The sequence below is a fragment of the Salisaeta longa DSM 21114 genome, from assembly GCF_000419585.1.
In the GTDB taxonomy this organism is placed as follows: Bacteria; Bacteroidota; Rhodothermia; order Rhodothermales; family Salinibacteraceae; genus Salisaeta; species Salisaeta longa.
This window is the reverse complement of record NZ_ATTH01000001.1, coordinates 2895469-2920490: the sequence shown is the minus strand read 5'-3', so window position 1 is coordinate 2920490 and position 25022 is coordinate 2895469. Positions and strand designations below refer to the sequence as shown.

The window sequence follows — 25022 nt, the reverse complement described above, 5'->3', positions numbered from 1 at the left end:
CCGCCAACCGTTTCCCTGTTATGCTACAGACGCTCAACGATGCCAGCCTCGCCATTCTTGGCCTGCTGGCCCTCTACATCCTCTACAAGTTTTTGCGTGCCATCCGCCTTGTGCCGCAGCAAAGCGCCTACGTGGTGGAGCGCCTTGGCAACTACTCCAAGACCCTCGACGCGGGCTTTCATGCGCTCGTGCCCTTTTTTGACCGTGTCGCCTACGTTCACGACCTGCGCGAGCAGGCCATTCCGGTCGAGCCCCAGGACTGCTTTACCAGCGACAACGTGCGCGTACGCGTCGACGGCGTGATCTACATCAGCGTAAGCGACCCGGTAAACGCGAGCTACGGCGTGACGGACTACCGCCGGGCCGCGATTCAGCTCGCGCAAACGACCACCCGCTCGGTCATTGGCCGGATGGAGCTCGACACCACGTTCCAGGAACGCGCCCTCATCAGCCAGTCGGTGGTTGACGTGCTCGATGAAGTAGACGAGGCCTGGGGCATTCGCGTGCATCGCTACGAGATCAAAAACATCGACACGCCGCGTACGGTGCAGAAGGCGATGGAGCGCCAGATGACCGCCGAGCGCGACCGGCGCGCCGTGGTGGCCCGCTCGGAGGGCGAGCAGCAGTCGACCGTAAACGATGCCGAGGGCCAAAAGCAAGAGCTCATCAACCAGTCGGAAGGCGAGATGCAGCGGCGCATCAACGAGGCCGAGGGCCGCGCCCAGGAGATCGAGGAGATAGCCAACGCGACGGCCGAGGCGATTGAGAGCATTGCCGATGCCGTCTCCAAGCCGGGCGGCGAGGAGGCCGTGAAGCTGCGCCTAGCCGAACAGTACCTCGACACCGTCGCCCGCCTGGGGCGTCAGGAGAACAAGGTGCTCCTCCCGGCCGACCTCACGCGCTACGACGCGGTGCTCAGTGGGCTGGCGCTTGACGACTTTGCGCTCCAACCGAGCGGCGCCCCCACCGCGCAAGGCGACGGGGCCGCCCCGGATGCCGAGGATTCAACGGCGTAGGTAGACGTCGTGCCGCTCGGCCCTCCGCTTACGCAACTTTAGGACGCGCGCCGGGGCCCGTCAGCGTACGCACCAGGGCAGAATATGCCACAGGCGTTGGCGGGCCGCGGGGGGCTTTGCCTCTATTGCTTCGTTTCTACGACGATAACGCCGTTGGCTCCGCGCGATCCATAAATGGCGGTCGCCCCAGCGTCTTTCAACACGGTGATGGACGCCACGTCCTTCGGATTCAGCCAGCTCAACGCGCCGCCCACGCCGGGCGTTACGGGCATGCCGTCTACCACGTACAGCGGGCGGTTGCTTCCGTACATGGAGGTGGCGCCACGGATAGTAATTTTGAGTCCGCCGCCTGGTGCGTAACCTACCTGCACGCCGGCCACTTGGCCCCGCAGCAAATCAGCAAAATGCACCGCGCCGGTGCGCTGCGCCACGTCCTCCGCGTCGACGGTAGACGCCGCTCCCGTGAAGTCGGATGCCGTTTCGCTGCCGTACCCCGTATGCACCCGCTCCTCCGTACGGGTCGTTTCACTTGCCGAGCAGCCCAGGAGTCCGGCGGCAAGAAAGAGTGTAAGAATAGCCCGTAGCATAATGCCCCCGCATTGCGTACGTGTTAAACAGACACGTTACTCAACGCCGCGAGCCGGTGCACGGTTTCTCCGCGCTGCTAGCGCCGGTGCCCCAGCAGCGCGTGTGCGCAACGTCTGCACGGCGTACCGGCCCAGTTGACGGCCTTGCGTGAGTCCGCGTTTGTACGCCATGGGGTAGTGGATGCCCCCATACAGCCGACTCACGCCAGCCTCTTGCGCGGCGGACCGGAAGGACGCGTAGGAACGCGCCGGCAGCCCGTATTCAACCTCCACGGTATCTCGGAAGGCAAAGTTTGGGCCATACAGCGCCGTCAACATCTCGGCCGCGGCTGCCGAGATGACGCTGTGCGCGCTCGTATACTCCGGGAAGGGCGGCGTCTGCAAAATGGGCCGCCAGTCGGGGTCGATGTGCTCGTTGATGACCGTTTCGGGGCGCACCAAGTCGCTGCGGTACTTCTCGTCCCACGCGCTGATGAATCCATCGGCCAGGGTCACGCCGGTCAGGGCATAGGTCTCGGCCGTGCGCATCAGCGAAGCGCTGTCTTTGCGCGCCGCCACCGCCGCGATGCCCATCCAGTGCGCGCCAGGTGTGATGTGCTTCGTGGCGTACATCACGTGGCCGCGGGTGTGCATCACGTAGGGGTTGCAGTCCCAGAACGCAGCAATCGCGCGCTCCTCCTTCGATGCGTTTTTAACGGCCTCGTACACCGCCATAACTTGCTTGTAGAACGGCGTGCCCGGCTGCATGCTGTAGTCGTACGGACGCGCCGGCTTAAACTGCGCCGCCCGCTGCATCACAAAGGGGCGCAGCTTATCCCAATTGGGCTCGATCGCGTCCATGTAGGCCGGCGGCGTGGGCTGCCAGCGCCCCGGCTCGTCGGTCACGGTAAACTGCGATGCGCTGCGGGTTTGCTTGTAGCGGTCGGCTGCCATCCAGCGCTGGATGTGCGCGGCCACCGTGTCGCCATAAACCACCGACCGGCGGAGCACCGCCGCTGGCACCCCCTGCTTTTTGAAGTAGGCGCGCATCTTTTGGTGGACGGCATCTAGGCGCTTCGTGGAATACACCAGCGAGCGCCCCACGGTAAAGAACGCATGCACGGCGGCCACTTCCAGTGCGAGCGGCCGGGTGGTATCCGGCGCGGGCACCGGCGTCAATCCATTCAGCTGACCGGCCAGGCTCTGGTAGGCCGGATCGCCGTGCTGCAGGGCCTCGTACGCTGCCACGCTGGTGTAGGCAAACGCCCGACTGGCCTGCGGCGGACTAAAAATATCGTACACCATGACATCCGACAACGCTTTCACCGACCGATGCAGCACCTCCGCATCGTCGATTGCCGCGCGGTACGCCGTCTGCGATTCGCAGGCAGGCGTTAAGACGATACACAGGAGCAGTAGCAACCATGTATGCCTCATCGTCCCGTTATGCTTGTCCTTGAATACCGTGTGCATTGGTAGCCACAAATCGGCGTATTGATTCTTTCTATGGAGCGGTAGACGCCAGCGAGGGCCGCGCGGCATCGATAACGAGTTGCCGGAGCGCGGCGTCGTTGCGCGCTACCAGCAGCCGGCGGGAGCCATTGCCGTCGCGCACCCATCCAAACGCCCGCGCCTGGCCCTCCAGGTACAATCCGCTCGCGTAAGGCGGCAGCGCCCGGAAGCCGCCCGTGGTGTCTTGCAGCAGCACGTGGCCATAGCTGGCGTCGTAGCGGCCCAGTTGCGGCTTTACGCCGTAGAAGTTGCCCGCGAGCAGCACATCGCGCCGGGCGTCGTTGTTTATGTCGGCGGTGGTAATCGCAAACACGGGGGCCACTTGGGCGCGCCGGGGCAACGGACGCACGGCGAAAGTCCCGTCGGATCGGTTTTCAAGGTACACGCTGCGCAGCTCGGTGATGCGCCGCACCTGTGCCTTTGCCAGCACGGCATCGGCAAAGATGTCCTCCAGGCGCCGCGCGCCGAAGGCTTCGTAGGTCGGAAAGCGCTGTTCGAGCCCGCCAATCTGCCCGATCAGTGCATCGCGGGTTGGCAGCGGGTACGCGGCGCCGTCGTGGTAATACGTCACGATGCTCTCCCGTGCGCCGTTGTCGTCAAAGTCGTGCCAGTAGAGCCGGAGCGGGTGCTGCGGCGACGCGTGGAGCAACGTGTTGCGGCCCAGGTTGCCCGCCAGCACATCGCGGTCGCCGTCGCCGTCCATGTCAACGGCGTGCAGGGCGCTCCACCATCCGGATGTTTGCCCGAGGCCCGCGCTGTCCACGCGGCGCGCAAAGGTCCCATTGGGCTGTTGCACAAGAAGCGTCAGCGGCATCCACGTGCCGGCCACCAGCAGATCCGCGCGACCGTCGGCGGTTGCATCGAGCCACACGGCGCTCGTCACCATCCCCAACGTATCTAGCGCCGGCGCCCGCGTGCCGGTCACGTCCCGAAAGTGCCCGGTGCCGTCGTTGAGCCACAGCGCACTCGCCGGTACGGCCCCGTACTGCCCGCGCACGCCCCGGCGGCCCACAAACAGATCCACGTCGCCGTCGCCGTCCACATCGTGCGGCGCCACCACGCCCGCGGTGGCCGGTTGGTGGCTCGGAAGCGCATCGGGGGCGCGTCGGAAGTGCCCGGCGCCGTCGTTCCAGTAGAGGCGGTCGCGCAACACAGCGGCAGGTGCCCCCACCCTATTTCCACCGTGCGCCACGTACAAGTCCTGATCGCCGTCGCCATCGGCATCGAAGAAGGCCGCGTCTACGTCCTCGAAGCGGGCCTCGGCGGCCCACAGCGTATCCGACGCGGTGCCCCGAAACGATCCATCGGGCTTTTGCACCCGCAGCGCGCCAGCAAACCCGTGCGCGCCGCCCAGATACACATCGTCGCGGCCGTCGCCGTTTACGTCGCCCACGGCCAACGCCGGCCCCTCGGTTGAGCGCATGTGCGGAGCCAGCGGCTCGCGGTTGAAGTCGTTGTAGCGATCTTCCTGATGCGTCAGTGCCAGCCCCGGCGGCGGGTCGACGGCCCGCACGCGCACGCCGCCGGACGCTTCGTTGCTTGGCCACGGGGCGGGCCGCGTTGTAGCATCGGCGTGGCGCACAGTCAGGGGGCCCGGCGGCACCGTGGTGCGGAGACTCACGCGGCCGTCGGGCCATAGCACACGTACGGTGTCGGCCTGTGCGGCGCCCCCAAGGCCCACCGTAAGACGCGGCGGCACGCTGGACTGAAAGCCGCGGGTGGTGTACAGCTCCAACCATTGCGTCTGTCCGTTGGCCGTCACGGCGACGCGGGCTCCCATGCCAAACGGATTGTCGGTCGGCCCGCGCAGCCGGATCGTGAGGGTGCGGCCGGCGCGTAGGGTATCGGCGCGGTTCTCGTAGAGCCCGGCCGGCGCGTTGACGTTGTTCGTCACCAGATCGAGGTCGCCGTCATTGTCCAGATCGGCGTAGGCGGCACCGTTCGAAAAACCCGCCCTGGCCAATCCCCAGCGCGCCGCGACATCTTCAAACCGCAGCCCGCCCGCGTTGCGGAACGCCGCGTTGGGGATGGGCACCTGCGGCATGCGCTCAATCAGCGACAGGTTTTGCGCGGTGACGCCGGCCTCCAGCGATTGCTGCACCGCGGCGTTGGAGGCGTAGTTGATGTAATCGAGGTCGTTGGGCCGCCGGTAGATGCCGTTCGTGACGAACAGATCCTTGCGCCCGTCGAGGTCAAAGTCGGCCCAGAGCGGCGCCCAGCTCCAGTCGGTGGCGTGCGTGCCGGTAAGGTACGCAACGTCGCTAAAGCGCGTTTGCCCTTGGTTGAGGAGCAAGGTGTTGCGCATCAGCTGATGATGGTAGCCGTAACGCCGCTTGATCTGATAGACGTTGTACGACTCGGTAGCCGCCGACGTTTTGAGGATGGCCTCGCGGCGCGGGCGCATGTCCAGCACCATCAGGTCGGGCCGCCGGTCGTTGTTGATGTCGGCCGCATCGACGCCCATGGCGTAATGGCTGGTGTGGGGCGCGGCCTGCGTGATGACTTGCCGAAACGTGTCCTCGCCCGTGTTGAGGTACAAGTAATCGTTTTCGTGGAAGTCGTTGGCCACGTAAAGATCGGGCCAGCCGTCGGTGTTCAGGTCGCTCACCACCACGCCCAGGCCGTAGCCCAGGGCGCTGCCCGCGATGCCCGCGGCGCGGCTCACATCCACGAAGCGCCCGCCGCGATTTTCCATGAGCCGGTCGCCCGCGTTCCGATCCAGCTTGTTCTTAAGCGTAGCGCGCCGTCCGTAGCTCCGGGTGGAGTGCACCGAGTGGTTGAGCAGGTACACATCGAGGTCGCCGTCGCGGTCGTAATCGAAAAACGCCGCCTGCGTGCCAAATCCACGCACATCGAGTCCGTACGCCGCGGCCCGCTCGCTGAACGTGCCGTCGCCGTTGTTGATGAACAGCTCGTTGTGCCCCTCCAGGCCCCGGTAGCCGTCCACAACGCTCACGTAGATGTCGAGGCGGCCGTCGCTGTTCACGTCGGCCATGGTGGCGCCGGTCGTCCAGTCGGCCGAACCGGCCACGCCCGCGGATTGCGTGACGTTTTTGAAGCGGAAGTTGCCCTGGTTGACGTACAGCGCGTTCGGCCCCTCGTTGGCCGTAAAGTAGAGGTCGACGCGCCCGTCGCCCGTCACATCGCCCGCGGCCACGCCGCCGCCGTTGTAGTAGTAGAGGTAGTTCAGAATGTTGAGGTCGGCCGATTCGCGCAGCGTATTTTGGAACGCCACGCCGGTGCGCGCGCTGTCGTGCCGGGCGAACAACGCAGGGCGTTGCGGCGCTTCGGGGCTCGCGCACCCCATCAACGCAAGAAGCGTAAAACACCAACAGAGAGCGAATCGACGAGTCATGGCGTACGGGCGGTAAGCAGCGAAGACGGCGGTTCGAGGAGGAGCAACGGCGCGTCGTTGCGTGCGATGGCCAGCACGGTGCCGCGGCCCGCGATGCGCAGTTGGGCGATGTCGCGCACCTGCCCGTTTAGCGAGAGCCCGCTCTGTGTGGCCGGAAGCGCCTCAAACGCACCAGACGGCGTGCTGCGCAGCATCGTGCCGTAGCTGGCATCGAGCCGCCCAATGTTGGGCAGCATGCCAAAGAAGTTGCCCGCGAGCAGCACATCCAGCCGCCCGTCGCCCGTCCATTGCCCGGTGGCTATGCCAAAGACGGGCGCAAACTGCGCGCGCGTCGGGAGGGGCCGCCGCACGAACGTGCCCTCGTCATTCATCCAGCGCGAGGTTTCAAACGTTTCGGCCGTGTGCTTCTGCACGCTGGCCAGCACCCGATCGGAGAACAGGTCGCGAACGGTCTGCTCGGCATAGTCGGCGTGCTTCACGTAGCGCTGCTTCAGCATGGGCAGCTGGTCCATCAGCGGGCCGCGCAACGGCAGCGGATACGTGCCGCCGTCGTTATAAAAGCTCACGATCTGCTCCACGTAGCCATTGCGGTCGAAGTCGCCCACGTGCATCGTCACCGGATGGCCAGGCGGAGCCTTCAGCCGCATGTTGGTTCCGAAGTTGCCCGTGAGCAGATCGGTGTCGCCGTCGGCGTCCAGATCGGCCGGATGCACGCGGGTCCACCAGCCGGTGGCGGCGTCATGCACCAGGGTGGTGTCGCGGCGGAGCGCCCCGCCCGACGCGCGAAAGATTGTGAGCGGCATCCAGTCGCCCACGACGGCCAGCTCTTTGCGGGCGTCGCCCGTCAGATCGGCCCACACGGCATCCGTCACCATGCCGATGCGCGCGAGCGCCGGAGCCCGCGCCTCGGTCACGTCCGTAAACCGCCCGGTGCCGTCGTTTTCGAGCAGGTACGACCGGGGCGTAAGGCCGTAGCGCCACGGCACCACGCGCCCGCCCACCACCAGGTCGGTGTCGCCGTCGCGGTCGTAGTCGTACGGAGCCACCGCAGACGCGCTCGTTTCCAGGGATGGCAGCCGGTCGGTGGCGTCGGTCAGCTGCCCGCTGCCCGCGTTGAGGTACAGGCGATCCTGCAGGGCCCGGTGGCCCGGCGCGAAGGCGTAGCCGCCGCTTGCCACGTACAGGTCCTGATCGCCATCGCCATCGGCGTCAAAGAACGCCGCCTCGGCATCTTCCGAGAGGGCATCGTCGGCAAACAGCGCTTCGTTCGTCGCCACAAACGTGCCGGTGGGCTGCTGCACCATCAGGCGGGCCGGCTGCTCCTTGGCGCCGCCGATAAACACGTCGTCGCGCCCGTCGCCGTTGATGTCGCCCACGGCCAGGCGCGGGCCTTCGGTGGAGACTCTGCGCGGCAGCAAGCCTTCGCGGTTGAAGTCGACAAAGTCGTTCTCGTTGTGCTGCACGTCGAGGCCGGTGGCGGTGGCCACGTTCGTCCACGTAGGGGCGGGGGCGTCGGGCGGCGTCGGCACCGTTCCCCCGGCTTCCGCCTGCTGCACGACCAGGCGCTGGTTGGCGGCTACGTTGCGCCGGATGGTGGTGCGGCCGTCCGGCCAGGTGACCGTTACCTGATCGAGCGTGTCGATGGCGCCCAGGCCGGCCGTGAGCACCGGACTTACGCTCGACTGGAAGCCGCGCGCGGGCATCTGCTCCAGGTAGATCGTTTGCGAGTCGGCGCGCAGCGTTACGCTCGCGCCAATGCCGTGCGTGTTGGGCGGCGCGCCGCGCAGCGCGATCTGTAGGTAGTGCGCGTTGGTCGATTGGCGGGCGTCGTTGCGGTATATGTGGGCCGGCTGGTCGAGGTTGTTCACGACGAGGTCGAGGTCGCCGTCGTTGTCCAGATCGCCATAGGCAACGCCGTTGGAGAACGTCGGGTGGCCCAGCCCCCAGGCGCGCGTCGCTTCGGCAAAGTGGTAGCCGTCGACGTTCCGAAAGGCGTAGTTGGGCAGCGGGGTTTCCGGAATTTCCTTGATGAGGTCCATGAACTCCACGTCGCCATCGGCCGTGAGGCGCCGGAAGGTCTCCTCGTTGGCGAGGTACTGGATAAAGTCCTGGTCGGTAAGGTCACGGCGGATGCCGTTGGTCACGAGAATGTCTTTCAGGCCGTCCAGGTCAAAATCGGCCAGCAGCGCGCCCCAGCTCCAGTCGGTGGCATGCACCCCGGCCAGCGCCCCAATTTCGCTGAAGGTGCCGTTGCCGTTGTTCAGGTGCAGCATGTTGCGCATGAGCTGGTGGTAGTAGCCGTTGCGCAGCTTCATCTGGTAGACGTTCCACGACTCGAAGACCGACGTCGTTTTGAGGCGGCGATCGGTGTCGGGCAGCATATCCGTTACAAAGATGTCGGGCTGCGCGTCGTTGTTCACGTCGGCCATGTCCGCGCCCATCGACGAGAGGCTGATGTGGCGCATTTGCTCGGTGAGGGCCTCCCGAAAGGTGCCATCTTGCTGATTGATGTAGAGGTAGTCGCGCTCAAAGAAGTCGTTTGAGATGTAGAGGTCGGGCCAGCCGTCGCGGTTCACATCGCCCACGGTGATGCCCAGTCCGAAGCCAATTTCGCTGCTGTAGATGCCGGCCGCTTTGGTCACGTCCACGAACGTGCCGTTGTCGTTGCGCAGAAGCTTATCGCCGCCTAGGGCGTCGCGCACCGTGCGCTGATTATCGCGCAGGTCGAATTTGCTGACGTCGGTAAACGAGTTGTTGAGGAGGTAGACGTCCAGGTCGCCATCGTGGTCGTAATCGAAGAACGAGGCGTGGGTGCCGTAGCCCTCGTCGTCGAGGTTGTACTGTGCGGCCTGCTCCTCAAATTGCGGGACGCCGTTCGCATCAGGGCCCTGGTTGATAAAGAGTTCGTTTTGCTTATCGTCGCCCGCGATGTCGCCCGAGTTGCACACGTAGATGTCGAGGCGTCCGTCGCCGTTCACATCGGCCATCGTGACGCCGGTCGACCACGCCCGCGTGCCGCCCACACCGGCCGCCTCGGTGGCGTCCGTAAACCACCAGTCGCCCCGGTTCAGGTACAGCCGGTTCTTCTTCTGATTGTGGGTGAAGTAGATGTCGGTGCGGCCGTCGCCATTTACGTCGCCCAGCGCCACGCCGCCGCCGTTGTAGTAGTGCCGATAGGTAAAGACGTTTGTCTCCTCGGTGAGGTTGAGCGTGTTGGCAAAGTCGACGTTCGTGTGGGCCGCGGGCAGCCGCGTGAAGAGCGTCGTATCTTGCGGCGCCGGCGCCCGCTCGGCGCGCGAGGCCACCGGAGCGTCCGCGTCCTGGCAACCGGCGACCAGCAAAAGTGCACCGACCCACAGCCTACCGAGGAGCCGTCGTGTACGAAACAAAAGAGACATCACGGCTGCATGCACAGTTAAACGAAAGGGCCTGCTGTTCCTATAATAGAAATAGCCCACGCCGAATACAAACAACAAATGCCTCCCTGGGCAACCCCAAGGAGGCATTTGACAAGACGTATGTCTTGAAGCGGAATCAGGCGCCCGCAGCTGCTTCTTCCGGCTCGCTGCTCGTCTCTTCGCGGCGGCCTTTGCCACTGCCGCGGCGCGTGCTGGAGCTGCTGCTGCCGGTGTTGCCCGGCTTCACGTCGTTGTAGTCCACCAGCTCAATCACCGAGAGCTCAGCGCCATCGCCCGAGCGACGGCCGAGCTTTACGATACGCGTGTAGCCGCCCGGGCGTCCGGCCACTTCCGGCCCCACCTCGGTAAACAGCTCCGTCACCGACTCTTTGCTTTGCAGGCGGCGAAAGACCTGGCGGCGGTTGTGCGTGGTGTCTTCCTTCGCCCGCGTGATGAGCGGCTCCACGAAGGGGCGCAGCGCCTTGGCCTTTGCGGTGGTGGTGCGGATGCGCTTGTGCTCGATGAGCGCGCGCGCCAGTGCGGCGAGCGTTGCCTTACGATGGGCAGCGTCGCGCCCCAGCTTATTTCCTTTCTTCCGATGTCTCATGGCAATATAGTTGATTCTCAGGTTTCAAGGGGCAGGGGCCAACGCAGGCGGCGGCGCCTGCATCCCAAGAAATTAGTTGGTGGCCTCTTCGAGGTATTCTTCGACGTTCATGCCAAAGTGCAGCCCGCGCTCGTCGAGCACATCCTTCAGCTCCTGGAGCGACTTACGGCCAAAGTTGCGGAACTTCAGCATCTCGTTTTCTTCGCGACGCACGAGGTCGCCAATGTTCTTGATGCTGGCCGCCTTCAGGCAGTTGTGCGAACGCACCGAGAGGTCGAGCTCGTCCACCGGCTGCGACAGCAGGTCGCGGATGCGCTTCACTTCCTCATCCACTTCTTGCTCCTCAACGGCCGGCTCGGGCTCTTCATCGAGCTGGATGAAGAAGTCGACGTGATCGCGCAGGATGGAAGCAGCCCGCGTAAGGGCCTCTTCGGGCGTTACCGATCCATCGGTATCCACGTCGAGCGTGAGCTGCTCGTAGTTGATTTTTTGCCCCACACGGGTTGGCTTCACCGAGTACTTCACGTTCTTGATCGGCGTGAAGATCGAGTCGATGGCAATGACGCCGATGGGGTCGTCCTCACGCTTGTTTTCTTCAGACGGGACGTATCCGCGCCCAAAGCCCACGCGCAGGTCCACGTTGATGGACGCATCTTCGGCGAGCGTCGCGATGTGCTGCTCCGGGTTCAGGACCTCAAACTCGGACGTTTCGTCGGCAATGTCGGCAGCGGTCCATGCACCGGGGCCCTCAAGCGCCAGGTGGAGGTGCCCTTCCTTCATCTCCTCTGCTTTGAAGCGCACGCCCTTGAGGTTAAGGATGATGTCGGAGACATCTTCCGTCACGCCGTCGATGGTCGAGAACTCGTGCTGCACCCCGTCAATCTTGATGGCCGTGATGGCGAGCCCACGCAGCGACGAGAGCAGCACGCGGCGCAGCGCGTTGCCGATGGTTACGCCAAAGCCCTGCTCCAGCGGTTCAATGATAAATCGCCCGGACTGGTCGTCCATCGTTTCAATCTGGACGCCCTCCGGCATTTCAAGCCCGTAGTTGTTCATACGCTCGGTTGATCGTGCTAATCAGCAGTAGGGTGAAGATGCGAATGCGCGCCGGCGGCACCTGATAGCGGAGCGGCGCCGTGCAGGCCGCGCCCGGGGCCTCGCGGCATCGGGCCATCGCGGGCGTCGCTTACTTCGAGTAGAGCTCGACGATGAGCTGCTCGTCAATGTTTTCCGGGATCTCTTCGCGCTCAGGCAGCGCAATGAACCGTCCCTTCATCTCGTTGCGGTCCATTTCCATCCAAGCGTAGTTGCGACGCTGCCGCTCGATGTTGTCCTTGATCACTTCCAACTGGCGACTCTTCGGGCGTACGGCCACGATGTCATCCGCCTGCAGCTCGTACGAGGGGATGTTGACCGGCTCGCCGTTTACCATGATGTGCCCGTGCGTCACAAACTGACGGGCCTGGCGGCGCGTGCGGGCAATGCCCAACCGGAACACGACGTTGTCAAGGCGCGCCTCCAGAAACCGCAGCAGGTTTTCGCCCGTCACGCCCTGTTTGCGCGTTGCCTTATCGAACAGGTTCTTGAATTGGCGCTCCAGCAGGCCGTAGGTGTACTTCGCTTTTTGCTTTTCCTTCAGCTGCACCGCATATTCGCTCTCACGGCGTCGGCGGTTGCGGCCATGCTGTCCGGGCGGATAGGGCTTACGCTCTAGCGCCTTGCTCGGCCCAAAGATGGGCTCTTTAAAACGGCGGGCAACTTTCTGTTTTGGTCCTCGGTATCGGGCCATATCTCAATAGTAATTATCGATAGTCGATGTCAGGAGACGCCGGTACCGGGCAGCGACCCGGCACGCAGCATCCAAGAAGGGGTTAGACGCGCCGGCGCTTTGGCGGGCGGCAGCCGTTGTGCGGCAGCGGCGTTACGTCACGAATCGTAGCCACATCCAGCCCCACATCGTCAAGCGCACGCACGGCGCCCTCGCGGCCCGAGCCCGGCCCTTTCACGAACACATCTACGCGTCGCAGGCCCAGGTCGTAGGCTTCTTGCGCAGCCGACTGACCGGCGCGCTGTGCCGCGTACGGCGTATTTTTGCGGCTGCCTTTAAAGCCCATTTTGCCGGCACTGGCCCACGAAATGGTGTTGCCGTACTGATCGGTGATGGTTACAATCACGTTGTTGAACGTGGCCTTGATGTAGGCACGGCCGTTCGACTCTACAACAACGTTTTTCTTGCGGACGGTTCGCTTGCCGCCCTTTTTCTTTTCTTTTGCCATGGTTGGAGGTCTTCCTTAAAACGAATGGAGGCTGGCGATGCGCCGCGCGCTATTTCCGCGGGGCTTGCTTGCGCCCGGCCACCGTCTTGCGACGGCCCTTGCGGGTGCGCGCATTGGTGCGGGTGCGTTGCCCATTAACGGGCAGTCCCTTGCGGTGGCGCAGCCCACGGTAGCACCCAATATCCATCAGGCGCTTGATGTTCATTTGCACCTCGGTGCGCAGCTGGCCTTCCACGGTGTACTCCTCTTCAATGATACGACGCACCTCGCGCGTATCGGCATCGTCCCACTCTCGGGGCGGCACCGACGGGTCGAGGCCCGCCTCTTCAAGAATCGTGTTTGCACGCGAGCGCCCCACCCCGAAAATTTCGGTGAGGGCAATTTCGCCGTGCTTGTGGTCCGGTACGTCAACTCCTGCAATACGTGGCATGTACGTCTGATACGGTTCTAAATCAACAGTGGCGGCCAGGGGCCGTGCGTGCGCGTCGCCGCGTGATACAACGCTTACTTGTAACGGTACACAATCCGCCCCTTCGACAGATCGTACGGGGACAGTTCGACTTTTACGCGGTCGCCCGGCAAAATCTTAATGTAGTTCATGCGCATTTTGCCCGAGAGCAGCCCGAGAATCTCGTGGCCGTTCTCTAGCTCAACGCGAAACTGTGCGTTGGGCAAAGCCTCAATGACTTCGCCGTCTTGTTCGATGGCTTCTTCTTTCGCCATAGTACGTCAAGTATCGTCTGTAGAAGTTGATTCGGGGCGAAGGTACGGCGGCACGGTGACGTCTTCGATGTAGTCAAACGTGCTGAGTACTTCAGGTGCGCCGTCGCGCACAGCAATCATGTGTTCGTAGTGGGCCGAGCGCGTTCCGTCGGCCGTGGCCACGGTCCATCCGTCGTCGGCCGTGTACACCTCGGCCGTGCCGTGGTTAATCATGGGCTCAATGCAAATCGTTAAGCCCTTACGCAGCGTGCGTCCGGTACCTGGGCTGCCGTAATTGGGCACCTGTGGCTGTTCCCACAGGCTGCGTCCTACACCGTGCCCGCACAAGTCGCGCACAATACCGTAATCGGCACAGCGGGCTTCAACAGCGGCGCCAATATCGCCAATGTGATGCCCGGCAACCGCCGCTTCAATGCCTGCATTAAGGCCCTCGTGCGTCACACGGCACAGCGTGTAATCCTCGTCCGCGAGGGTACCCACCGCAAACGTAAACGCGCTGTCTCCAATAAATCCGTCGAGTACAACGCCGCAGTCCACCGACAAAAGGTCGCCGGGCTGCAGCGCGTAATCGCTTGGGATGCCGTGCACGACGTGGTCGTTAACTGACGTACACAGCGTGGCCGGAAACACGTTTTTTCCGTGCCGATGACCCTTGAATGCAGGCTCGGCCCCATGTGTTCGGATGAAGTCTTCGGCAATGGCATCAAGCTCGTTCGTCGTTACACCGACGGCCACGTGGCGCCCGACTTCGGCAAGGGTACGGCTGACGAGCTCGGCGCTGGCCCGCAGCTTCTCAATCTCCCGCTTGCTTTTCAGATGCACCATGTGTCGTCCAACCAACCGTTGCCAGATCCTTCGTATCCATCCCATCGGAGCTACACGCGCCGCCCGCGCACCGATCCACCGCTCTTCATAAATCCATCGTAATGACGCATGAGCAAGTGGCTTTCAATTTGTTGTAAGGTGTCAAGCGTAACCTGCACCAAAATGAGCAGGCTCGTGCCGCCAAAGAAAATCGCAAACTGCTGCGAGATACCGGCCTTCATCGCAAACGCCGGCAGAATGGCCACCAGCCCCAGGAAGATCGAGCCCGGCAGCGTGATGCGCGTGAGGATGTTGTCAATGAACTCCGCCGTCTGGCGCCCCGGGCGCACGCCCGGAATGAAGCCGCCTTGGCGCTTCATCGTATCGGCCATCTGCTGCGGGTTCACCGCAATGGCCGTGTAGAAGTACGTGAAGAAGACACAGATGAAGAAGAACACGCCCGAGTAGCCCCAACTGCTGATGTCAGAGAACCAGCGCCCCATCATCTGCATGAAGGGGCTGTTCGGAAAGAACGACGCCACCGTCGACGGCAAAAACATAATGGATTGCGCGAAGATGATCGGCATCACGCCGGCCGCGTTGACGCGCAGCGGCAGGTACTGCGTCGTGCCGCCGTACATCTTGCGGCCCACGACGCGCTTCGCATACTTCACCGGAATGCGCCGCGTGCCCTGCGACACCAGCACCACGCCCGCGGTGACGAGCACCCACACGGCAATCTCCAGCAGCAGCAAGAAGATGTTGCTGCCCAGCAGGCTTACCTCGTTTAAGAGCGCCTGCGGCAGGAATGCGATGATGCCCACCATAATGATGAGCGAAATGCCGTTGCCAATGCCATCCTCGCTGATGCGCTCACCCAGCCACATCACAAACACGGTACCTGCCGTAAGCGTGAGGACCGTCGTGAACATGAAGAACGTCGAGTTGATCACGATGGCCTGCCCGGTCGCGCCGTATTGCAGGTTAATGGCGTAGCCAATGGACTGCAGCGCCGTGATGCCCACTGTGCCATACCGCGTAAGCTGCGTAATCTTGCGCCGGCCTTCTTCGCCTTCACGCTGCAGCTTCTGGAAGTACGGCACCACCGCCCCCATCAACTGGATGATAATGGAGGCCGTAATGTACGGCATGATGCCCAGTGCAAAAATGCCCGCCTGGCGAAAGGCGCCGCCCACGAACATATCCAGGAAGCCAAACAGCCCCCCAGACCCGGCCTGTGCGTTGATTTGCTCAAGCAGCGCTGCGTCAACGCCCGGAAGCGTGACGTAGGTGCCCAAGCGGTACACCACCAGGATGCCCAGGGTATACAGGATCCGCTCGCGCAGCTCCTCAATTTTCCAGATGTTACGAATGCTTTCGGCAAGCCCTGCCATAACCTGCGGGGGTTTGTGAGTGAGACCGTTGTGCGGGTCTCGGCTTATTCAATCACCGTGGCCGATCCGCCAGCGGACGCAATTTTTTCGCGGGCCGAGTCGCTAAAGGCGTGCGCGCTGATCGTCAGCGACGCCTCCAGCGGGCCATCGCCCAATACCTTCACGCGCTCGGCACTGCGCACCGCGCCAATGGCTTCAAGCACCTCCGGCGTCACGTCGGCGTCGGCATCGAGCACGCCCTCATCAACCAGCCGGTCGAGGCGGCCCACGTTTACAATGCTGTATTCGGTACGAAAGGGATTCGTGAACCCGAACTTGGGCAGCCGGCGATACAGCGGCATTTGGCCGCCTTCAAACCATACCGGGCGGTTCTTTGACCCCGAACGGCTGCTTTGGCCTTTGTTGCCCCGCGTGGAGCTGTGGCCGCCGTAGCCCGAGCCTACGCCGCGCCCAATGCGCTTGCGATCGGTCGTGGCCCCTTCAGCAGGGGATAGGTTACTCAAATCCATAATCTTGGGAAGCTATCGGCTTGTGCTGTGCTGGTGTAGCACAAGAAAAGCCGTCATGAACAGTACAGTTACGCGTCGTCCACCACTTCGGTGGTTACCAGGTGACGCACCGTGTCGATCATGCCGCGAATTTGCGGCGAGTCGTTGTGCGTTACGGTGTGCCGAATGCGACGCAGGCCCAACGCTTTCATGGTTCTTCGTTGGCGCTGCGACCGGCGGTTGGTGCTCCGCACCTGTGTAATTTTGATCTTTGCCATAGCAGTTACGCGGTCAGACGATGAATCGGAGCTTATCCGTTGAAGACTTTCTCCAGCGGAATTCCACGGCGCTTGGCCACTTCCACGGCGTCCTCAAGCTGCGCGAGGGCGTTGATGGTGGCCTTCACCTGGTTGTGCGGGTTGCTTGTACCCAATGACTTCGAGAGCACATTCTTCAACCCGGCGCACTCAAGCACGGCGCGCACACCGCCACCTGCAATCACGCCGGTACCCGGCGCGGCTGGCTTAAGCAGCACGCGGCCCGAGTCCTGCTGACCGACCACTTCGTGCGGGATGGTGCCATCGCGGATGGGCACGCGGATCAGGTTCTTCTTGGCATCGTCGTTGCCCTTGCTAATCGCGCTCGACACGTCGTTGGCTTTCCCCAGCCCGGTGCCTACCAGGCCGTTTTCGTTGCCTACCACCACCACGGTGTTGAAGGAGAAGCGGCGTCCGCCCTTCACAACCTTCGACACGCGGTTGACGGTCACGAGCCGATCCACCCAATTTTCTTGGCGCTTATCGGCATTGACGCGCTTGCGGCCTTTGTTTCGTTTCGCCATAATAGCTTGCGTTTCAATTGATGCAGAGTGTTACGGGGCGGCGCCTGCTGGCGTTACAGATGCAGGCCGCCGTCGCGTGCGCCTTCAGCCACGGCGCGTACACGCCCGTGATACTTGTAGCCGCTGCGGTCAAACACCGCCTTGGTAATGCCTTCCTCTTGGGCACGCTCGGCCACGAGCTCGCCAACGTGGCGGCTCTCCTCGGTCCGGTTCTCGCCGCTGACGTCCGCTTCGAGGCTCGATGCTGCGGTCAGCGTCTTGCCGCTCAGGTCGTCAATGAGCTGCGCGTAGATGTACTTGTTCGAGCGGTACACCGACAACCGCGGGCGCTGCGACGTTCCCATGATGGTCTGCCGAATGCTATCGTGCACACGCTTGCGGCGTGCGGCTTTTTCTTTTGATCCTTTCGCCATGAGTCTGCTATAAATCGTTCGATGTTGAGCCGGTCAGCAGCCCCGTTGCGTGGGGCGTTGCAGGGTCTACGGCTAGCGAGCGGCCGTCTTACCGGCTTTCAGCGATACGTGCTCGCCATCGTAGCGCACGCCCTTGCCTTTGTACACTTCGGGCGGGCGGAGGCTTCGAATTTTGGCGGCCACCTGGCCTACCAACTGCTTGTCGATGCCCTCCACCTCTACAACGGTGGTTACGTTGTCTTTCGCACCGCTCACGCTCACACTTTTGGCATCGCCAATGGAGATGCTCACCTCCTCGGGCGGCATGAAAAAGATGGGGTGCGAGTAGCCAAGGGCGAGCTCCAGGACGCCGTCGTTGTCCACTTCGGCGCGGTAACCCACGCCAATTAGCACGAGGCGCTTCTTGTATCCATTGGTTACGCCTTCGACCATGTTGTCGATCAGGGAGCGCGAGAGGCCGTGCAAGGCCCGGTGGCGCTTCTGGTTTGTGGGCCGATCTACCACAACGGCGTCGTCCTCGACCGACACGGTCATGTCCGGATCGATTTGCTCGATCAGTTCACCCTTCGGTCCTTGTACGGTTACGCGGTTGGCCTTGTCGACCGACACGGTCACCTTGTCATTAAGTTGAATCGGCTTGCTGCCTATGCGAGCCATGCGTCTGTCACCTCGTTGAAGTCAGCGGAATTGCGTGAAACCGGCAGGGGCGTTAAAATACTTTGGCAAGCACCTCGCCTCCTACGTTAAAGCGGCGCGCTTCTTTGTCGCTCATAACGCCGCGCGACGTGGACAAAATGGCAATGCCCAGCCCGTTCTTCACGCGCGGAACCTCTTGTGCCTTGGCGTACTCGCGCAATCCGGGGCGCGACACGCGGTCGAGCGTCTTGATGGCGGGCAAGCCGGCCTCATCGTACTTCAGGTACAGGCGCAACAGCCCCTGCTTCCCGTCGTCGATGTTCAGGTAGTTTTTGATGTATCCCTTTTCCAGCAGAATCTGGGTGATCGCGCGCTTCAGGCGCGAGGCCGGGATGTCAATGTACTGATGGTTGGCCTGTTGCCCGTTCTTGATGCGTGCCAAGTAATCGGCCACCGGGTCGGAGATTCCACTCATTACGGTCTTCGGTTCTGTAAAATCTGATGGTGCATGTGTGCGCGGGCTGTCGCGGGCCGCGCGGTGCTTACCAGCTTGACTTCCGCACGCCGGGGATGCGCCCTTCGAGGGCCATCTCGCGGAAACAGATGCGGCACACGCCAAACTCACGGATGAAACCGTTGTCGCGCCCGCAGATGGGGCAGCGGTTGTTTTGGCGCACCGGACTCGAGTCGCGCGGGAGCTTTTGCAGCTCCACCCAGCGGCCCTCTTCTTTCAGCCGACGGCGCTTCTCTTTGTACTTTTCGTGCAGCTCGCGGCGTTTCTCTTCGCGTGCAATCCAGCTCTTTTTAGCCATGACAGTCGGGGTCGGTATTCTCGTCTACAGTGGAGGACAGGCCTTACGCGGCTTGTTCTTCGCGCCGTACGAAGGGCATGCCCAGGCCTTTCAGCAGTGCATAGGCTTCCTCGTCGGTGTCGGCGCTCGTCACAAATGTGATGTCCATGCCGCTGATGCGGTCGACCTTGTCCACATCAATTTCTGGAAAGATGGTTTGCTCTGCGATGCCCAGCGTGTAGTTGCCGTGGCCGTCAAAGCTACGGTCGGGCACGCCGCGGAAGTCGCGAATGTTGGGGAGCGCAAGCGTGGTGAGGCGATCCATAAACTCGTACATGCGCGCGTCGCGCAGTATGACGGACACGCCCACCGGCATGCCTTTCCGCAACCCAAAGTTCGAGATGCTCTTCTTCGAGCGGCGCACCGTCGGATGCTGACCGGTGATGCGGCGCAGCTCGTCGATGGCATCGTCAAGCACCTTCTGGTTCTCGGCGGCTTCGCCCACGCCCTTGTTGATGCAGATTTTTTCGAGGCGGGGCACCTCCATCACATTGCTGTGTCCGAACTGGTCTTTCAGGTCGGGACGAACCTCGTCGTTATAGCGCTCTTTCAGTCGCGGAGTAGTGGCCATGACACGTTTGCAGTTCTACAGGTGATGATGCGCCGCACGGCGGCGGCGGGCGCGCAGAGGCGCTTAGTTGTCGAGTTCTTCGCCGGTCGTTTTCGCGTACCGCACCCAGCGGCTTGCACCGCTTTCCGGATCTTCAATCTTCTTCCGCCCAATGCGCGTCGGGTTATCGTTGCTGTCCACCGGGTTCACGTTGGAGGCGTGAATGGGGGCTTCGCGCTCGATGCGGCCGCCCTCGGGCTGGCCCATCCGTGGCTTCTCGTGGAAGACGCGCATGTTTACGCCTTCCACAATGATGCGCTCGCGTTCAGGAAAGACCCGGAGGACTTTTCCAATGTAGCCCTTCTCACGATCCTCGCCCGCAGAGGGGGCCGAGGTGATCGTTTTGTTGAGCATCACGCGGTCGCCCTTCTTTATGTGAAGCTTTTTGCGCTTGTTCGTTGTTCGTGGCATCGGTCAGATGGCAACTATCGATACAATGTCGTGGAGGCGGGCTGCGGTACAGCCCGGGGCGGCACATAGGCCGTGCGCTTACAGCACCTCGGGGGCGAGCGATACGATGCGCATGAATTGCTTCTCACGCAGCTCGCGCGCCACCGGGCCAAACACACGGGTGCCCACCGGTTCGTTCTGGTTGTCGATGAGCACGGCCGCGTTCTCGTCGAAGCGGATGTACGACCCGTCCGGCCGGCGCACTTCCTTGCGCGTGCGCACCACAACGGCCGGGCTCACGTCGCCCTTGCCCACGGTACCGCCGGGAATGGCCGACTTCACGGACACCATGATGCGGTCGCCCAGTCGGGCATAGCGGCGCCCGCTGCTGCCCAGCACGCGGATGCACTGAACTTCCTTGGCCCCGCTATTGTCGGCGACCTTCAATTTGCTTTCTTGCTGAACCATTGCTTCAAAAGTCCTCTAACAGGTGGAGAGTGTCGAGCGTCGGAAACGCGCAGGCGGCGGGGCCAGGGGCCGCTCGCGCAGCCTGTCGACGGGGTTACTTGGCGTATTCTACAATTTCAACCAGCCGCCAGCGCTTGCGCTTGCTCAAGGGGCGCGTCTCCATGATGCGCACCGTGTCGCCCTCGCTCGCTTCGTTCTCTTCGTCGTGCACGAGCATCTTGGAGGAGCGCTCCAGGTACTTGCCGTACATCGGGTGCTTCATCTGCCGACGTACCGCAACGGTGATGGTCTTTTCCATCTTGTCGCTCACCACAATGCCCACGCGTTCTTTGCGCGCGTTGCGCTCGGTGGTGTTGCGCTCTGCTGTAGGCGTGTCTTCCATAACCAATCGATCTCAAGTGTCTTGTGAGGCGCGGCGCTATGCGGCGTCGCTCAGGATACCGCGCGTGCTTTCTCGTTCAAAATCGTCTTCAGTCGCGCAATCGTACGGCGCTTCTTGCGAAGGAGCATCGGGTTTTCCAGCTGGCCCTGAATGGCGTGCTGAAAGCGAAGCTCGTCGAGCTGTTCTTGCTCTTCGTCAATGCGCTGCTCAATCTCTTCAGCGCTTAAGTTGCGAATTTCTTGGGGCGTCATAACGGCAACAGGGTCTCTTGGTCAACGGGAAGCCAGTGCGCGGTTACCCGAGCACCGGGCGCGCAACAAACTTCGTGCGGATGGGCAGCTTGTGGCGCCCGAGGCGCAGCGCTTCTTGCGCAACCTCGCGCGAGACGCCGCCGCCCACTTCAAAGAGCACGCGCCCCGGCTGAATTTCGGCCACGTAGAACTCCGGCGCCCCTTTTCCTTTCCCCATGCGGGTTTCGGCAGGCGTCTTGGTTACGGGCTTGTCCGGGTAGATCCGGATCCACACCTTGCCGGCCCGCTTCATGTGGCGGTTGATGGCCACACGCGCCGCCTCAATCTGGCGGCTGGTGATCTGGCCATGCTCCAGGGCCTTCAGGGCAAAGTCGCCAAAGTTGATGCGCGTGCCGCGCGTGGCGTTGCCTTTCTTGATGCCCTGGTTGCGCTGGGCCTTGCGGTGCTTTGTGCGTTTGGGTTGTAGCATAGCGTGGTAGTTTCAACGAGGGCAGCACGGGCTGCCGGGTGACGAACAGGTTGGGGCGTGCGGTTAGCGGCGGCTCCGTCGGCCACGGCCGCCGGAGCGCCCGCCCTTCGGACGCTTGCGCTGCTGCGCTTGCACGTTGGGGCTTAGGTCGGGCGTGCCAAGGATCTCGCCGCGGTGAATCCACACCTTAATGCCAATGGTGCCGTAGATGGTAAACGCTGTTGCTTTGGCAAAGTCGATGTCGGCGCGCAGGGTGTGCAGCGGCACACGGCCTTCCAGGTACTCCTCGATGCGTCCCATCTCGGCCCCGCCCAGGCGACCGGCGGCGCGGATGCGGCAGCCCTCGGCGCCCATGCGCATCGCGGCGGTCATGGCCTGCTTCATGGCACGGCGGAAGGAAATGCGACCCTCCAGCTGCTGCGCAATGTTTTTGGCCACCAGCGCGGCATCCAGCTCGGGGCGCTTAATCTCGCTGATGTTGACCTGGATGTCTTTGCCCGTGAGCGTCTTGAGCTCTTCGCGCAGCTTTTCGACCTCCGATCCGCCGCGGCCAATGACCACGCCCGGACGGCTGGTGTGCAGCGTGAGGATCACGCGCTTGGGCGTGCGCTCAATGACCGTCCGGCTCAGGCCGGCACGGCGCAGGCGCGCTTCCAGGTACTCGCGAATCGTGTTGTCTTCAACGAGCTTCTCTTGCAGGTTTTCTTCCGAGTACCAGTTGGAATCCCAACCGCGGATGATCCCCAAACGAAGCCCGACAGGGTGTATTTTTTGGCCCATAGGTAGGTGTGGTTCCTTGTCTTGTCCTTAGTCTGTGGCCCTTCGTCGCCTGTGTGCCGCAGACGAAGGCGCAAGTGCAATGAACGGTTTATGCCTCGGCTTCTTCGAGCGCAGCTACGCCCACGATTACCGTGAGGTGTGTAGTGCGCTTACGAATCGGTGCTGCCCGCCCGCGCGCTCGGGGCTGATAGCGCTTAAAGACCGGCCCTTCGTCGGCCCGAATCTCTTTGATTACCAGCTCGCCATCATCAAACCGCTCGTCGTGCTTGTCCATCAGGTTAAACACGGCGGAGCGCAGCGTCTTGCTCACAAATTTTGTGGGCCGCTGCGGCATGTAGTTGAGGATGGCCATCGCCTCGGCCACGTTGCGCCCGCGCACCAAGTTAATGACGCGGCGCATCTTCATGGGCGAACAGCGAATGTGTTTGCGTACGGCTCGTGCTTCCATCGCGGTAGCTTAGGTTTAGGCGTGAATCGTCCCGAGGCGACCCATCCGATGTTACGGACGGCGCGTGCGCTTGTCGACCTTCGACTTCGCGTGCCCCTTAAAGGTGCGCGTGGGCGCAAACTCGCCCAGTTTGTGGCCTACCATGTTCTCGGTGACGTACACCGGAATGAACTGGCGGCCGTTGTGCACGGCAAAGGTGTGGCCCACAAAAGCGGGCGTAACGAGCGAATCCCGGCTCCAGGTCTTGATGACCTTCTTGTCGTTGGATTCGTTCAGCGCGTCGACCTTACGTTGCAGCTTGTAATAGACGTAAGGCCCTTTGCGTAGCGAGCGAGGCATAACAGTTCGTGCGTCTTAGTCGTGCGAGTCCGTCGGGAGGCGCCGCGTGCGTTACTTATCGCTTGCGGTTTTTCTTCTCGGTACGGCGCCGGATGATGTACTTGTTTGAGTCCTTGTTGCGCTTGCGCGTCTTGTAGCCCTTTGCCGGCACGCCCTTGCGCGACCGCGGGTGTCCGCCCGAGGCGCGGCCTTCACCGCCGCCCATCGGGTGGTCGACCGGGTTCATGGCTACGCCACGCGTGCGGGGGCGGCGGCCCAGCCAACGCTTACGGCCGGCCTTGCCCAGGTCGATGTTCATGTGGTCTACGTTGCTCGTGGTGCCCACCGTGGCGCGGCACTTGGCCGGTACCAGGCGCGTCTCGCCCGAGGGAAGCGCGAGCGTTGCGTACTTCCCCTCGCGGGCCGTCAGCTGGGCGTGCGTGCCCGCCGAGCGTGCAAGCTGGGCGCCCTTTCCGGGCTTCATCTCAACCGCGTGCACAAACGTACCCACCGGGATGTTTTCGAGCGGCAAGCAGTTGCCCACATCGGGCGAGGCCGTTGGGCCGCTTTCCACTGTGCTGCCCACCTCCAGTCCGTCGGGTGCAATGATGTACGACTTCTCGCCATCGGCGTATACCAGCAGCGCGATGCGCGCGGTGCGGTTCGGGTCGTACTCAATGCTAGCAACCGTTGCCGGGATGCCGTCTTTGTGGTTGCGCTTAAAGTCGATGATGCGGTAGCGGCGCTTGTGGCCGCCGCCGCGGTAGCGCATCGTCATCCGGCCGTGGTTGTTGCGGCCGCCGCTTTTCTTCAGCGGCTCCAGCAGGCTCTTTTCGGGCTCCGTCTTTGTGATGTCGTCGAATGCGGATCCCGAGCGGTGCCGCTGCCCGTTCGTGTTGGGTTTGAGCTTCTTAATGGCCATAGCAAAACAGTAGGTTGCGCCGGGCGGTACCCGGCAAGTTCAACAGCGTGCGGTCGTCGGTTATATCGCGTCGAAGAAGTCGATGCTTCCGCCTTCGGGGTCGAGCTCCACGATGGCTTTTTTGAAGCCCGAGGTGCGGCCTTCAATCATGCTGCCTTCGCGGAACTGACGGCGCCGCTTGCCCGGCACAATTTGAGTGCGCACCTTCGTCACGCGCACGCCCTCGTCTTTGTAGGCCTGCTCTACGGCCTGTTTGATCGCGGGCTTCGTGGCATCGAGGCGTACGACAAACGTGTATTTGTCCTCGGCCATTTGCCGGGTCGTCTTCTCCGTCACGTACGGCTTAATCAGCACTCGTTTGCTCATGACTCAGGCAATAATCTGGTATTCTCGAAAGGCCGCGGGGCAGGCGGGCGTTATGCGGGCTGGGCGGTAGAGAGCACGTCGGTGATCACATCGAGCGCGCCTTCTTGTATCAGGAGCACTTCGGCATCGAGCACATCGACGGTCGAGAGGCTCTGTGCTTCGCGCACGTTCACCTTCTGAAGGTTTTGCGCGGAGCGGTAGATCTCTTGCTCCACACCGTCCGTTACGATCAGCACCTTCTGGCCGTCCACCTCAAGCAGCGCCAGGAGGTCTTTCAGCTGCCGCGTGCTGGGCACGTCCATCGAGAAGTTTTCGATGACCCGCACGTTGCCGCTGGCTGCCCGGTACGAAAGGGCCGAGCGACGGGCGAGGCGCTTCGTCTTCTTGTTGAGATTCTGGGTGTAGTCGCGCGGACGGGCCCCGTGGGTGCGGCCTCCGGTGCGACGAATCGGCGATTTGGCATCGCCGGCCCGGGCGTTTCCGGTGCCTTTCTGGCGATAGAGCTTCCGGCGGCTGCCGCGCACGTCGCTGCGCTCACGCGTTTTGTGCGTACCCTGGCGCTTGTTCGCCTGGATCCGCTTCACATCGAGCCACAGAACGTGGTCGTTCGGCTCAATGCCAAACACGGTCGGGTCGAGCGCGACCGTCCGGCCGGAGCTCATGCCGTCTTCCTGAAGAATCTCAACTTCCATGATGCCAGTGCTCTTGGGGTGTCTAAAATGCTCGTTCGCCTACGGG

32 protein-coding genes are annotated in these 25022 nt (G+C 62.8%); 1 reads left to right on the top strand and 31 read right to left on the bottom strand.

Translation table 11 applies throughout. From position 1 onward, the window contains the following. The first annotated feature begins 20 nt into the window (after window positions 1-20). On the top strand, window positions 21-1016 hold the full coding sequence (locus SALLO_RS0112295; protein WP_022836608.1) for an SPFH domain-containing protein: 996 nt from the start codon (window positions 21-23) through the stop codon (window positions 1014-1016). Window positions 1017-1138: 122 nt separating this feature from the next. Here the strand turns inward: SALLO_RS0112295 and SALLO_RS0112290 are convergent, their stop codons facing one another. The 31 genes from SALLO_RS0112290 to rplD all read right to left on the bottom strand — a co-directional run bounded on the left by SALLO_RS0112290 (window position 1139) and on the right by rplD (window position 24976). Then, window positions 1139-1603: a TonB-dependent receptor plug domain-containing protein gene (locus SALLO_RS0112290; protein ID WP_028567220.1), complete on the bottom strand. Its 465-nt coding sequence runs from the start codon at window positions 1601-1603 to the stop codon at window positions 1139-1141. A gap of 36 nt (window positions 1604-1639) precedes the next feature. Continuing rightward, window positions 1640-2887, bottom strand: a complete 1248-nt coding sequence (locus SALLO_RS16990) for a vanadium-dependent haloperoxidase (RefSeq protein ID WP_211214092.1) — start codon at window positions 2885-2887, stop codon at window positions 1640-1642. 199 nt (window positions 2888-3086) lie between these two features. Then, window positions 3087-6329: a VCBS repeat-containing protein gene (locus tag SALLO_RS16985; RefSeq protein WP_169577930.1), complete on the bottom strand. Its 3243-nt coding sequence runs from the start codon at window positions 6327-6329 to the stop codon at window positions 3087-3089. A gap of 116 nt (window positions 6330-6445) precedes the next feature. Continuing rightward, window positions 6446-9847: a VCBS repeat-containing protein gene (locus SALLO_RS16980; RefSeq protein WP_084696286.1), complete on the bottom strand. Its 3402-nt coding sequence runs from the start codon at window positions 9845-9847 to the stop codon at window positions 6446-6448. Window positions 9848-9983: 136 nt separating this feature from the next. Continuing rightward, window positions 9984-10454, bottom strand: a complete 471-nt coding sequence (gene rplQ / locus SALLO_RS0112270) for a 50S ribosomal protein L17 (RefSeq protein WP_022836603.1) — start codon at window positions 10452-10454, stop codon at window positions 9984-9986. Window positions 10455-10526: 72 nt separating this feature from the next. Beyond that, window positions 10527-11510 (bottom strand): DNA-directed RNA polymerase subunit alpha, encoded by a 984-nt coding sequence (locus SALLO_RS0112265; RefSeq protein ID WP_022836602.1) that lies wholly within the window; start codon window positions 11508-11510, stop codon window positions 10527-10529. 130 nt (window positions 11511-11640) lie between these two features. After that, a complete protein-coding gene (gene rpsD, locus SALLO_RS0112260) occupies window positions 11641-12243 on the bottom strand; it encodes a 30S ribosomal protein S4 (protein WP_022836601.1) in 603 nt (200 codons plus the stop codon). Window positions 12244-12325: 82 nt separating this feature from the next. After that, window positions 12326-12730, bottom strand: coding sequence for a 30S ribosomal protein S11 (rpsK, locus tag SALLO_RS0112255; RefSeq protein ID WP_022836600.1), 405 nt, complete (start codon window positions 12728-12730; stop codon window positions 12326-12328). A gap of 49 nt (window positions 12731-12779) precedes the next feature. Next, window positions 12780-13160, bottom strand: a complete 381-nt coding sequence (gene rpsM, locus SALLO_RS0112250; RefSeq protein WP_022836599.1) for a 30S ribosomal protein S13 — start codon at window positions 13158-13160, stop codon at window positions 12780-12782. A gap of 74 nt (window positions 13161-13234) precedes the next feature. Next, window positions 13235-13453: a translation initiation factor IF-1 gene (gene infA, locus SALLO_RS0112245; protein WP_022836598.1), complete on the bottom strand. Its 219-nt coding sequence runs from the start codon at window positions 13451-13453 to the stop codon at window positions 13235-13237. 6 nt (window positions 13454-13459) lie between these two features. Beyond that, window positions 13460-14278, bottom strand: coding sequence for a type I methionyl aminopeptidase (gene map, locus SALLO_RS0112240; protein ID WP_022836597.1), 819 nt, complete (start codon window positions 14276-14278; stop codon window positions 13460-13462). A gap of 50 nt (window positions 14279-14328) precedes the next feature. Beyond that, window positions 14329-15651 carry a preprotein translocase subunit SecY gene (gene secY / locus SALLO_RS0112235; protein ID WP_022836596.1) on the bottom strand — a complete coding sequence of 441 codons (1323 nt, stop codon included), beginning with the start codon at window positions 15649-15651 and terminating at the stop codon, window positions 14329-14331. Between the two features lie 44 nt (window positions 15652-15695). After that, window positions 15696-16160, bottom strand: a complete 465-nt coding sequence (rplO, locus tag SALLO_RS0112230) for a 50S ribosomal protein L15 (protein ID WP_022836595.1) — start codon at window positions 16158-16160, stop codon at window positions 15696-15698. A gap of 68 nt (window positions 16161-16228) precedes the next feature. Further along, window positions 16229-16417: a 50S ribosomal protein L30 gene (gene rpmD, locus SALLO_RS0112225; protein ID WP_022836594.1), complete on the bottom strand. Its 189-nt coding sequence runs from the start codon at window positions 16415-16417 to the stop codon at window positions 16229-16231. 32 nt (window positions 16418-16449) lie between these two features. Beyond that, the gene (rpsE, locus tag SALLO_RS0112220; RefSeq protein WP_022836593.1) at window positions 16450-16980 is read right to left on the bottom strand and encodes a 30S ribosomal protein S5; all 531 of its coding nucleotides are present in this window, start codon (window positions 16978-16980) and stop codon (window positions 16450-16452) included. 53 nt (window positions 16981-17033) lie between these two features. Continuing rightward, window positions 17034-17393 carry a 50S ribosomal protein L18 gene (gene rplR / locus SALLO_RS0112215; protein ID WP_022836592.1) on the bottom strand — a complete coding sequence of 120 codons (360 nt, stop codon included), beginning with the start codon at window positions 17391-17393 and terminating at the stop codon, window positions 17034-17036. 72 nt (window positions 17394-17465) lie between these two features. Next, complete coding sequence (rplF, locus tag SALLO_RS0112210) at window positions 17466-18050, bottom strand: 50S ribosomal protein L6 (protein WP_022836591.1); 585 nt, start codon at window positions 18048-18050, stop codon at window positions 17466-17468. Window positions 18051-18102: 52 nt separating this feature from the next. Beyond that, window positions 18103-18504 carry a 30S ribosomal protein S8 gene (gene rpsH, locus SALLO_RS0112205; RefSeq protein ID WP_022836590.1) on the bottom strand — a complete coding sequence of 134 codons (402 nt, stop codon included), beginning with the start codon at window positions 18502-18504 and terminating at the stop codon, window positions 18103-18105. 67 nt (window positions 18505-18571) lie between these two features. Beyond that, window positions 18572-18841 (bottom strand): 30S ribosomal protein S14, encoded by a 270-nt coding sequence (rpsN, locus tag SALLO_RS0112200; RefSeq protein ID WP_022836589.1) that lies wholly within the window; start codon window positions 18839-18841, stop codon window positions 18572-18574. A 43-nt stretch (window positions 18842-18884) separates the two neighbouring features. Continuing rightward, window positions 18885-19451, bottom strand: a complete 567-nt coding sequence (gene rplE / locus SALLO_RS0112195) for a 50S ribosomal protein L5 (protein ID WP_022836588.1) — start codon at window positions 19449-19451, stop codon at window positions 18885-18887. Between the two features lie 63 nt (window positions 19452-19514). Then, entirely contained in the window at window positions 19515-19901 is a 387-nt protein-coding gene (rplX, locus tag SALLO_RS0112190; protein ID WP_022836587.1) for a 50S ribosomal protein L24, read from the bottom strand. A 78-nt stretch (window positions 19902-19979) separates the two neighbouring features. After that, complete coding sequence (gene rplN, locus SALLO_RS0112185; RefSeq protein ID WP_022836586.1) at window positions 19980-20348, bottom strand: 50S ribosomal protein L14; 369 nt, start codon at window positions 20346-20348, stop codon at window positions 19980-19982. A 94-nt stretch (window positions 20349-20442) separates the two neighbouring features. Further along, window positions 20443-20730, bottom strand: a complete 288-nt coding sequence (rpsQ, locus tag SALLO_RS0112180) for a 30S ribosomal protein S17 (RefSeq protein WP_022836585.1) — start codon at window positions 20728-20730, stop codon at window positions 20443-20445. 50 nt (window positions 20731-20780) lie between these two features. After that, on the bottom strand, window positions 20781-20981 hold the full coding sequence (rpmC, locus tag SALLO_RS0112175) for a 50S ribosomal protein L29 (protein ID WP_028567219.1): 201 nt from the start codon (window positions 20979-20981) through the stop codon (window positions 20781-20783). A gap of 43 nt (window positions 20982-21024) precedes the next feature. After that, window positions 21025-21450, bottom strand: a complete 426-nt coding sequence (gene rplP, locus SALLO_RS0112170) for a 50S ribosomal protein L16 (RefSeq protein ID WP_022836584.1) — start codon at window positions 21448-21450, stop codon at window positions 21025-21027. Between the two features lie 63 nt (window positions 21451-21513). Then, window positions 21514-22230: a 30S ribosomal protein S3 gene (rpsC, locus tag SALLO_RS0112165; RefSeq protein WP_022836583.1), complete on the bottom strand. Its 717-nt coding sequence runs from the start codon at window positions 22228-22230 to the stop codon at window positions 21514-21516. Window positions 22231-22318: 88 nt separating this feature from the next. Continuing rightward, window positions 22319-22678, bottom strand: a complete 360-nt coding sequence (rplV, locus tag SALLO_RS0112160) for a 50S ribosomal protein L22 (protein ID WP_028567218.1) — start codon at window positions 22676-22678, stop codon at window positions 22319-22321. Window positions 22679-22729: 51 nt separating this feature from the next. Further along, complete coding sequence (rpsS, locus tag SALLO_RS0112155; RefSeq protein ID WP_022836581.1) at window positions 22730-23017, bottom strand: 30S ribosomal protein S19; 288 nt, start codon at window positions 23015-23017, stop codon at window positions 22730-22732. Between the two features lie 55 nt (window positions 23018-23072). Beyond that, window positions 23073-23918, bottom strand: coding sequence for a 50S ribosomal protein L2 (rplB, locus tag SALLO_RS0112150; protein WP_022836580.1), 846 nt, complete (start codon window positions 23916-23918; stop codon window positions 23073-23075). Between the two features lie 60 nt (window positions 23919-23978). Continuing rightward, a complete protein-coding gene (rplW, locus tag SALLO_RS0112145) occupies window positions 23979-24284 on the bottom strand; it encodes a 50S ribosomal protein L23 (protein ID WP_022836579.1) in 306 nt (101 codons plus the stop codon). Window positions 24285-24334: 50 nt separating this feature from the next. Then, a complete protein-coding gene (rplD, locus tag SALLO_RS0112140) occupies window positions 24335-24976 on the bottom strand; it encodes a 50S ribosomal protein L4 (protein WP_022836578.1) in 642 nt (213 codons plus the stop codon). Between the last annotated feature and the right edge of the window lie 46 nt (window positions 24977-25022).

Bases quoted from the DNA above. Each gene is read 5' to 3' on its own strand.
- rpsQ (WP_022836585.1), bottom strand. From the start codon at position 20,730: ATGGAAGACACGCCTACAGCAGAGCGCAACACCACCGAGCGCAACGCG.
- rplO (WP_022836595.1), bottom strand. From the start codon at position 16,160: ATGGATTTGAGTAACCTATCCCCTGCTGAAGGGGCCACGACCGATCGC.
- infA (WP_022836598.1), bottom strand. From the start codon at position 13,453: ATGGCGAAAGAAGAAGCCATCGAACAAGACGGCGAAGTCATTGAGGCT.
- rplE (WP_022836588.1), bottom strand. From the start codon at position 19,451: ATGGCCACTACTCCGCGACTGAAAGAGCGCTATAACGACGAGGTTCGT.
- rplV (WP_028567218.1), bottom strand. From the start codon at position 22,678: ATGGAAGCACGAGCCGTACGCAAACACATTCGCTGTTCGCCCATGAAG.
- SALLO_RS16980 (WP_084696286.1), bottom strand. From the start codon at position 9,847: ATGTCTCTTTTGTTTCGTACACGACGGCTCCTCGGTAGGCTGTGGGTC.
- rplW (WP_022836579.1), bottom strand. From the start codon at position 24,284: ATGAGCAAACGAGTGCTGATTAAGCCGTACGTGACGGAGAAGACGACC.
- rpsS (WP_022836581.1), bottom strand. From the start codon at position 23,017: ATGCCTCGCTCGCTACGCAAAGGGCCTTACGTCTATTACAAGCTGCAA.
- rplB (WP_022836580.1), bottom strand. From the start codon at position 23,918: ATGGCCATTAAGAAGCTCAAACCCAACACGAACGGGCAGCGGCACCGC.
- rpsK (WP_022836600.1), bottom strand. From the start codon at position 12,730: ATGGCAAAAGAAAAGAAAAAGGGCGGCAAGCGAACCGTCCGCAAGAAA.
- SALLO_RS0112290 (WP_028567220.1), bottom strand. From the start codon at position 1,603: ATGCTACGGGCTATTCTTACACTCTTTCTTGCCGCCGGACTCCTGGGC.
- rplN (WP_022836586.1), bottom strand. From the start codon at position 20,348: ATGGTTCAGCAAGAAAGCAAATTGAAGGTCGCCGACAATAGCGGGGCC.
- SALLO_RS0112265 (WP_022836602.1), bottom strand. From the start codon at position 11,510: ATGAACAACTACGGGCTTGAAATGCCGGAGGGCGTCCAGATTGAAACG.
- rplR (WP_022836592.1), bottom strand. From the start codon at position 17,393: ATGGCGAAAGGATCAAAAGAAAAAGCCGCACGCCGCAAGCGTGTGCAC.
- rpsH (WP_022836590.1), bottom strand. From the start codon at position 18,504: ATGAGTGGAATCTCCGACCCGGTGGCCGATTACTTGGCACGCATCAAG.
- rpsD (WP_022836601.1), bottom strand. From the start codon at position 12,243: ATGGCCCGATACCGAGGACCAAAACAGAAAGTTGCCCGCCGTTTTAAA.
- rplP (WP_022836584.1), bottom strand. From the start codon at position 21,450: ATGCTACAACCCAAACGCACAAAGCACCGCAAGGCCCAGCGCAACCAG.
- rpsN (WP_022836589.1), bottom strand. From the start codon at position 18,841: ATGGCTAAAAAGAGCTGGATTGCACGCGAAGAGAAACGCCGCGAGCTG.
- SALLO_RS0112295 (WP_022836608.1), top strand. From the start codon at position 21: ATGCTACAGACGCTCAACGATGCCAGCCTCGCCATTCTTGGCCTGCTG.
- rpsM (WP_022836599.1), bottom strand. From the start codon at position 13,160: ATGCCACGTATTGCAGGAGTTGACGTACCGGACCACAAGCACGGCGAA.
- rpmD (WP_022836594.1), bottom strand. From the start codon at position 16,417: ATGGCAAAGATCAAAATTACACAGGTGCGGAGCACCAACCGCCGGTCG.
- secY (WP_022836596.1), bottom strand. From the start codon at position 15,651: ATGGCAGGGCTTGCCGAAAGCATTCGTAACATCTGGAAAATTGAGGAG.
- rplX (WP_022836587.1), bottom strand. From the start codon at position 19,901: ATGCCACGAACAACGAACAAGCGCAAAAAGCTTCACATAAAGAAGGGC.
- rplD (WP_022836578.1), bottom strand. From the start codon at position 24,976: ATGGAAGTTGAGATTCTTCAGGAAGACGGCATGAGCTCCGGCCGGACG.
- map (WP_022836597.1), bottom strand. From the start codon at position 14,278: ATGGTGCATCTGAAAAGCAAGCGGGAGATTGAGAAGCTGCGGGCCAGC.
- rpsC (WP_022836583.1), bottom strand. From the start codon at position 22,230: ATGGGCCAAAAAATACACCCTGTCGGGCTTCGTTTGGGGATCATCCGC.
- rpmC (WP_028567219.1), bottom strand. From the start codon at position 20,981: ATGACGCCCCAAGAAATTCGCAACTTAAGCGCTGAAGAGATTGAGCAG.
- rpsE (WP_022836593.1), bottom strand. From the start codon at position 16,980: ATGGCGAAACGAAACAAAGGCCGCAAGCGCGTCAATGCCGATAAGCGC.
- rplF (WP_022836591.1), bottom strand. From the start codon at position 18,050: ATGGCTCGCATAGGCAGCAAGCCGATTCAACTTAATGACAAGGTGACC.
- SALLO_RS16990 (WP_211214092.1), bottom strand. From the start codon at position 2,887: ATGGTGTACGATATTTTTAGTCCGCCGCAGGCCAGTCGGGCGTTTGCC.
- rplQ (WP_022836603.1), bottom strand. From the start codon at position 10,454: ATGAGACATCGGAAGAAAGGAAATAAGCTGGGGCGCGACGCTGCCCAT.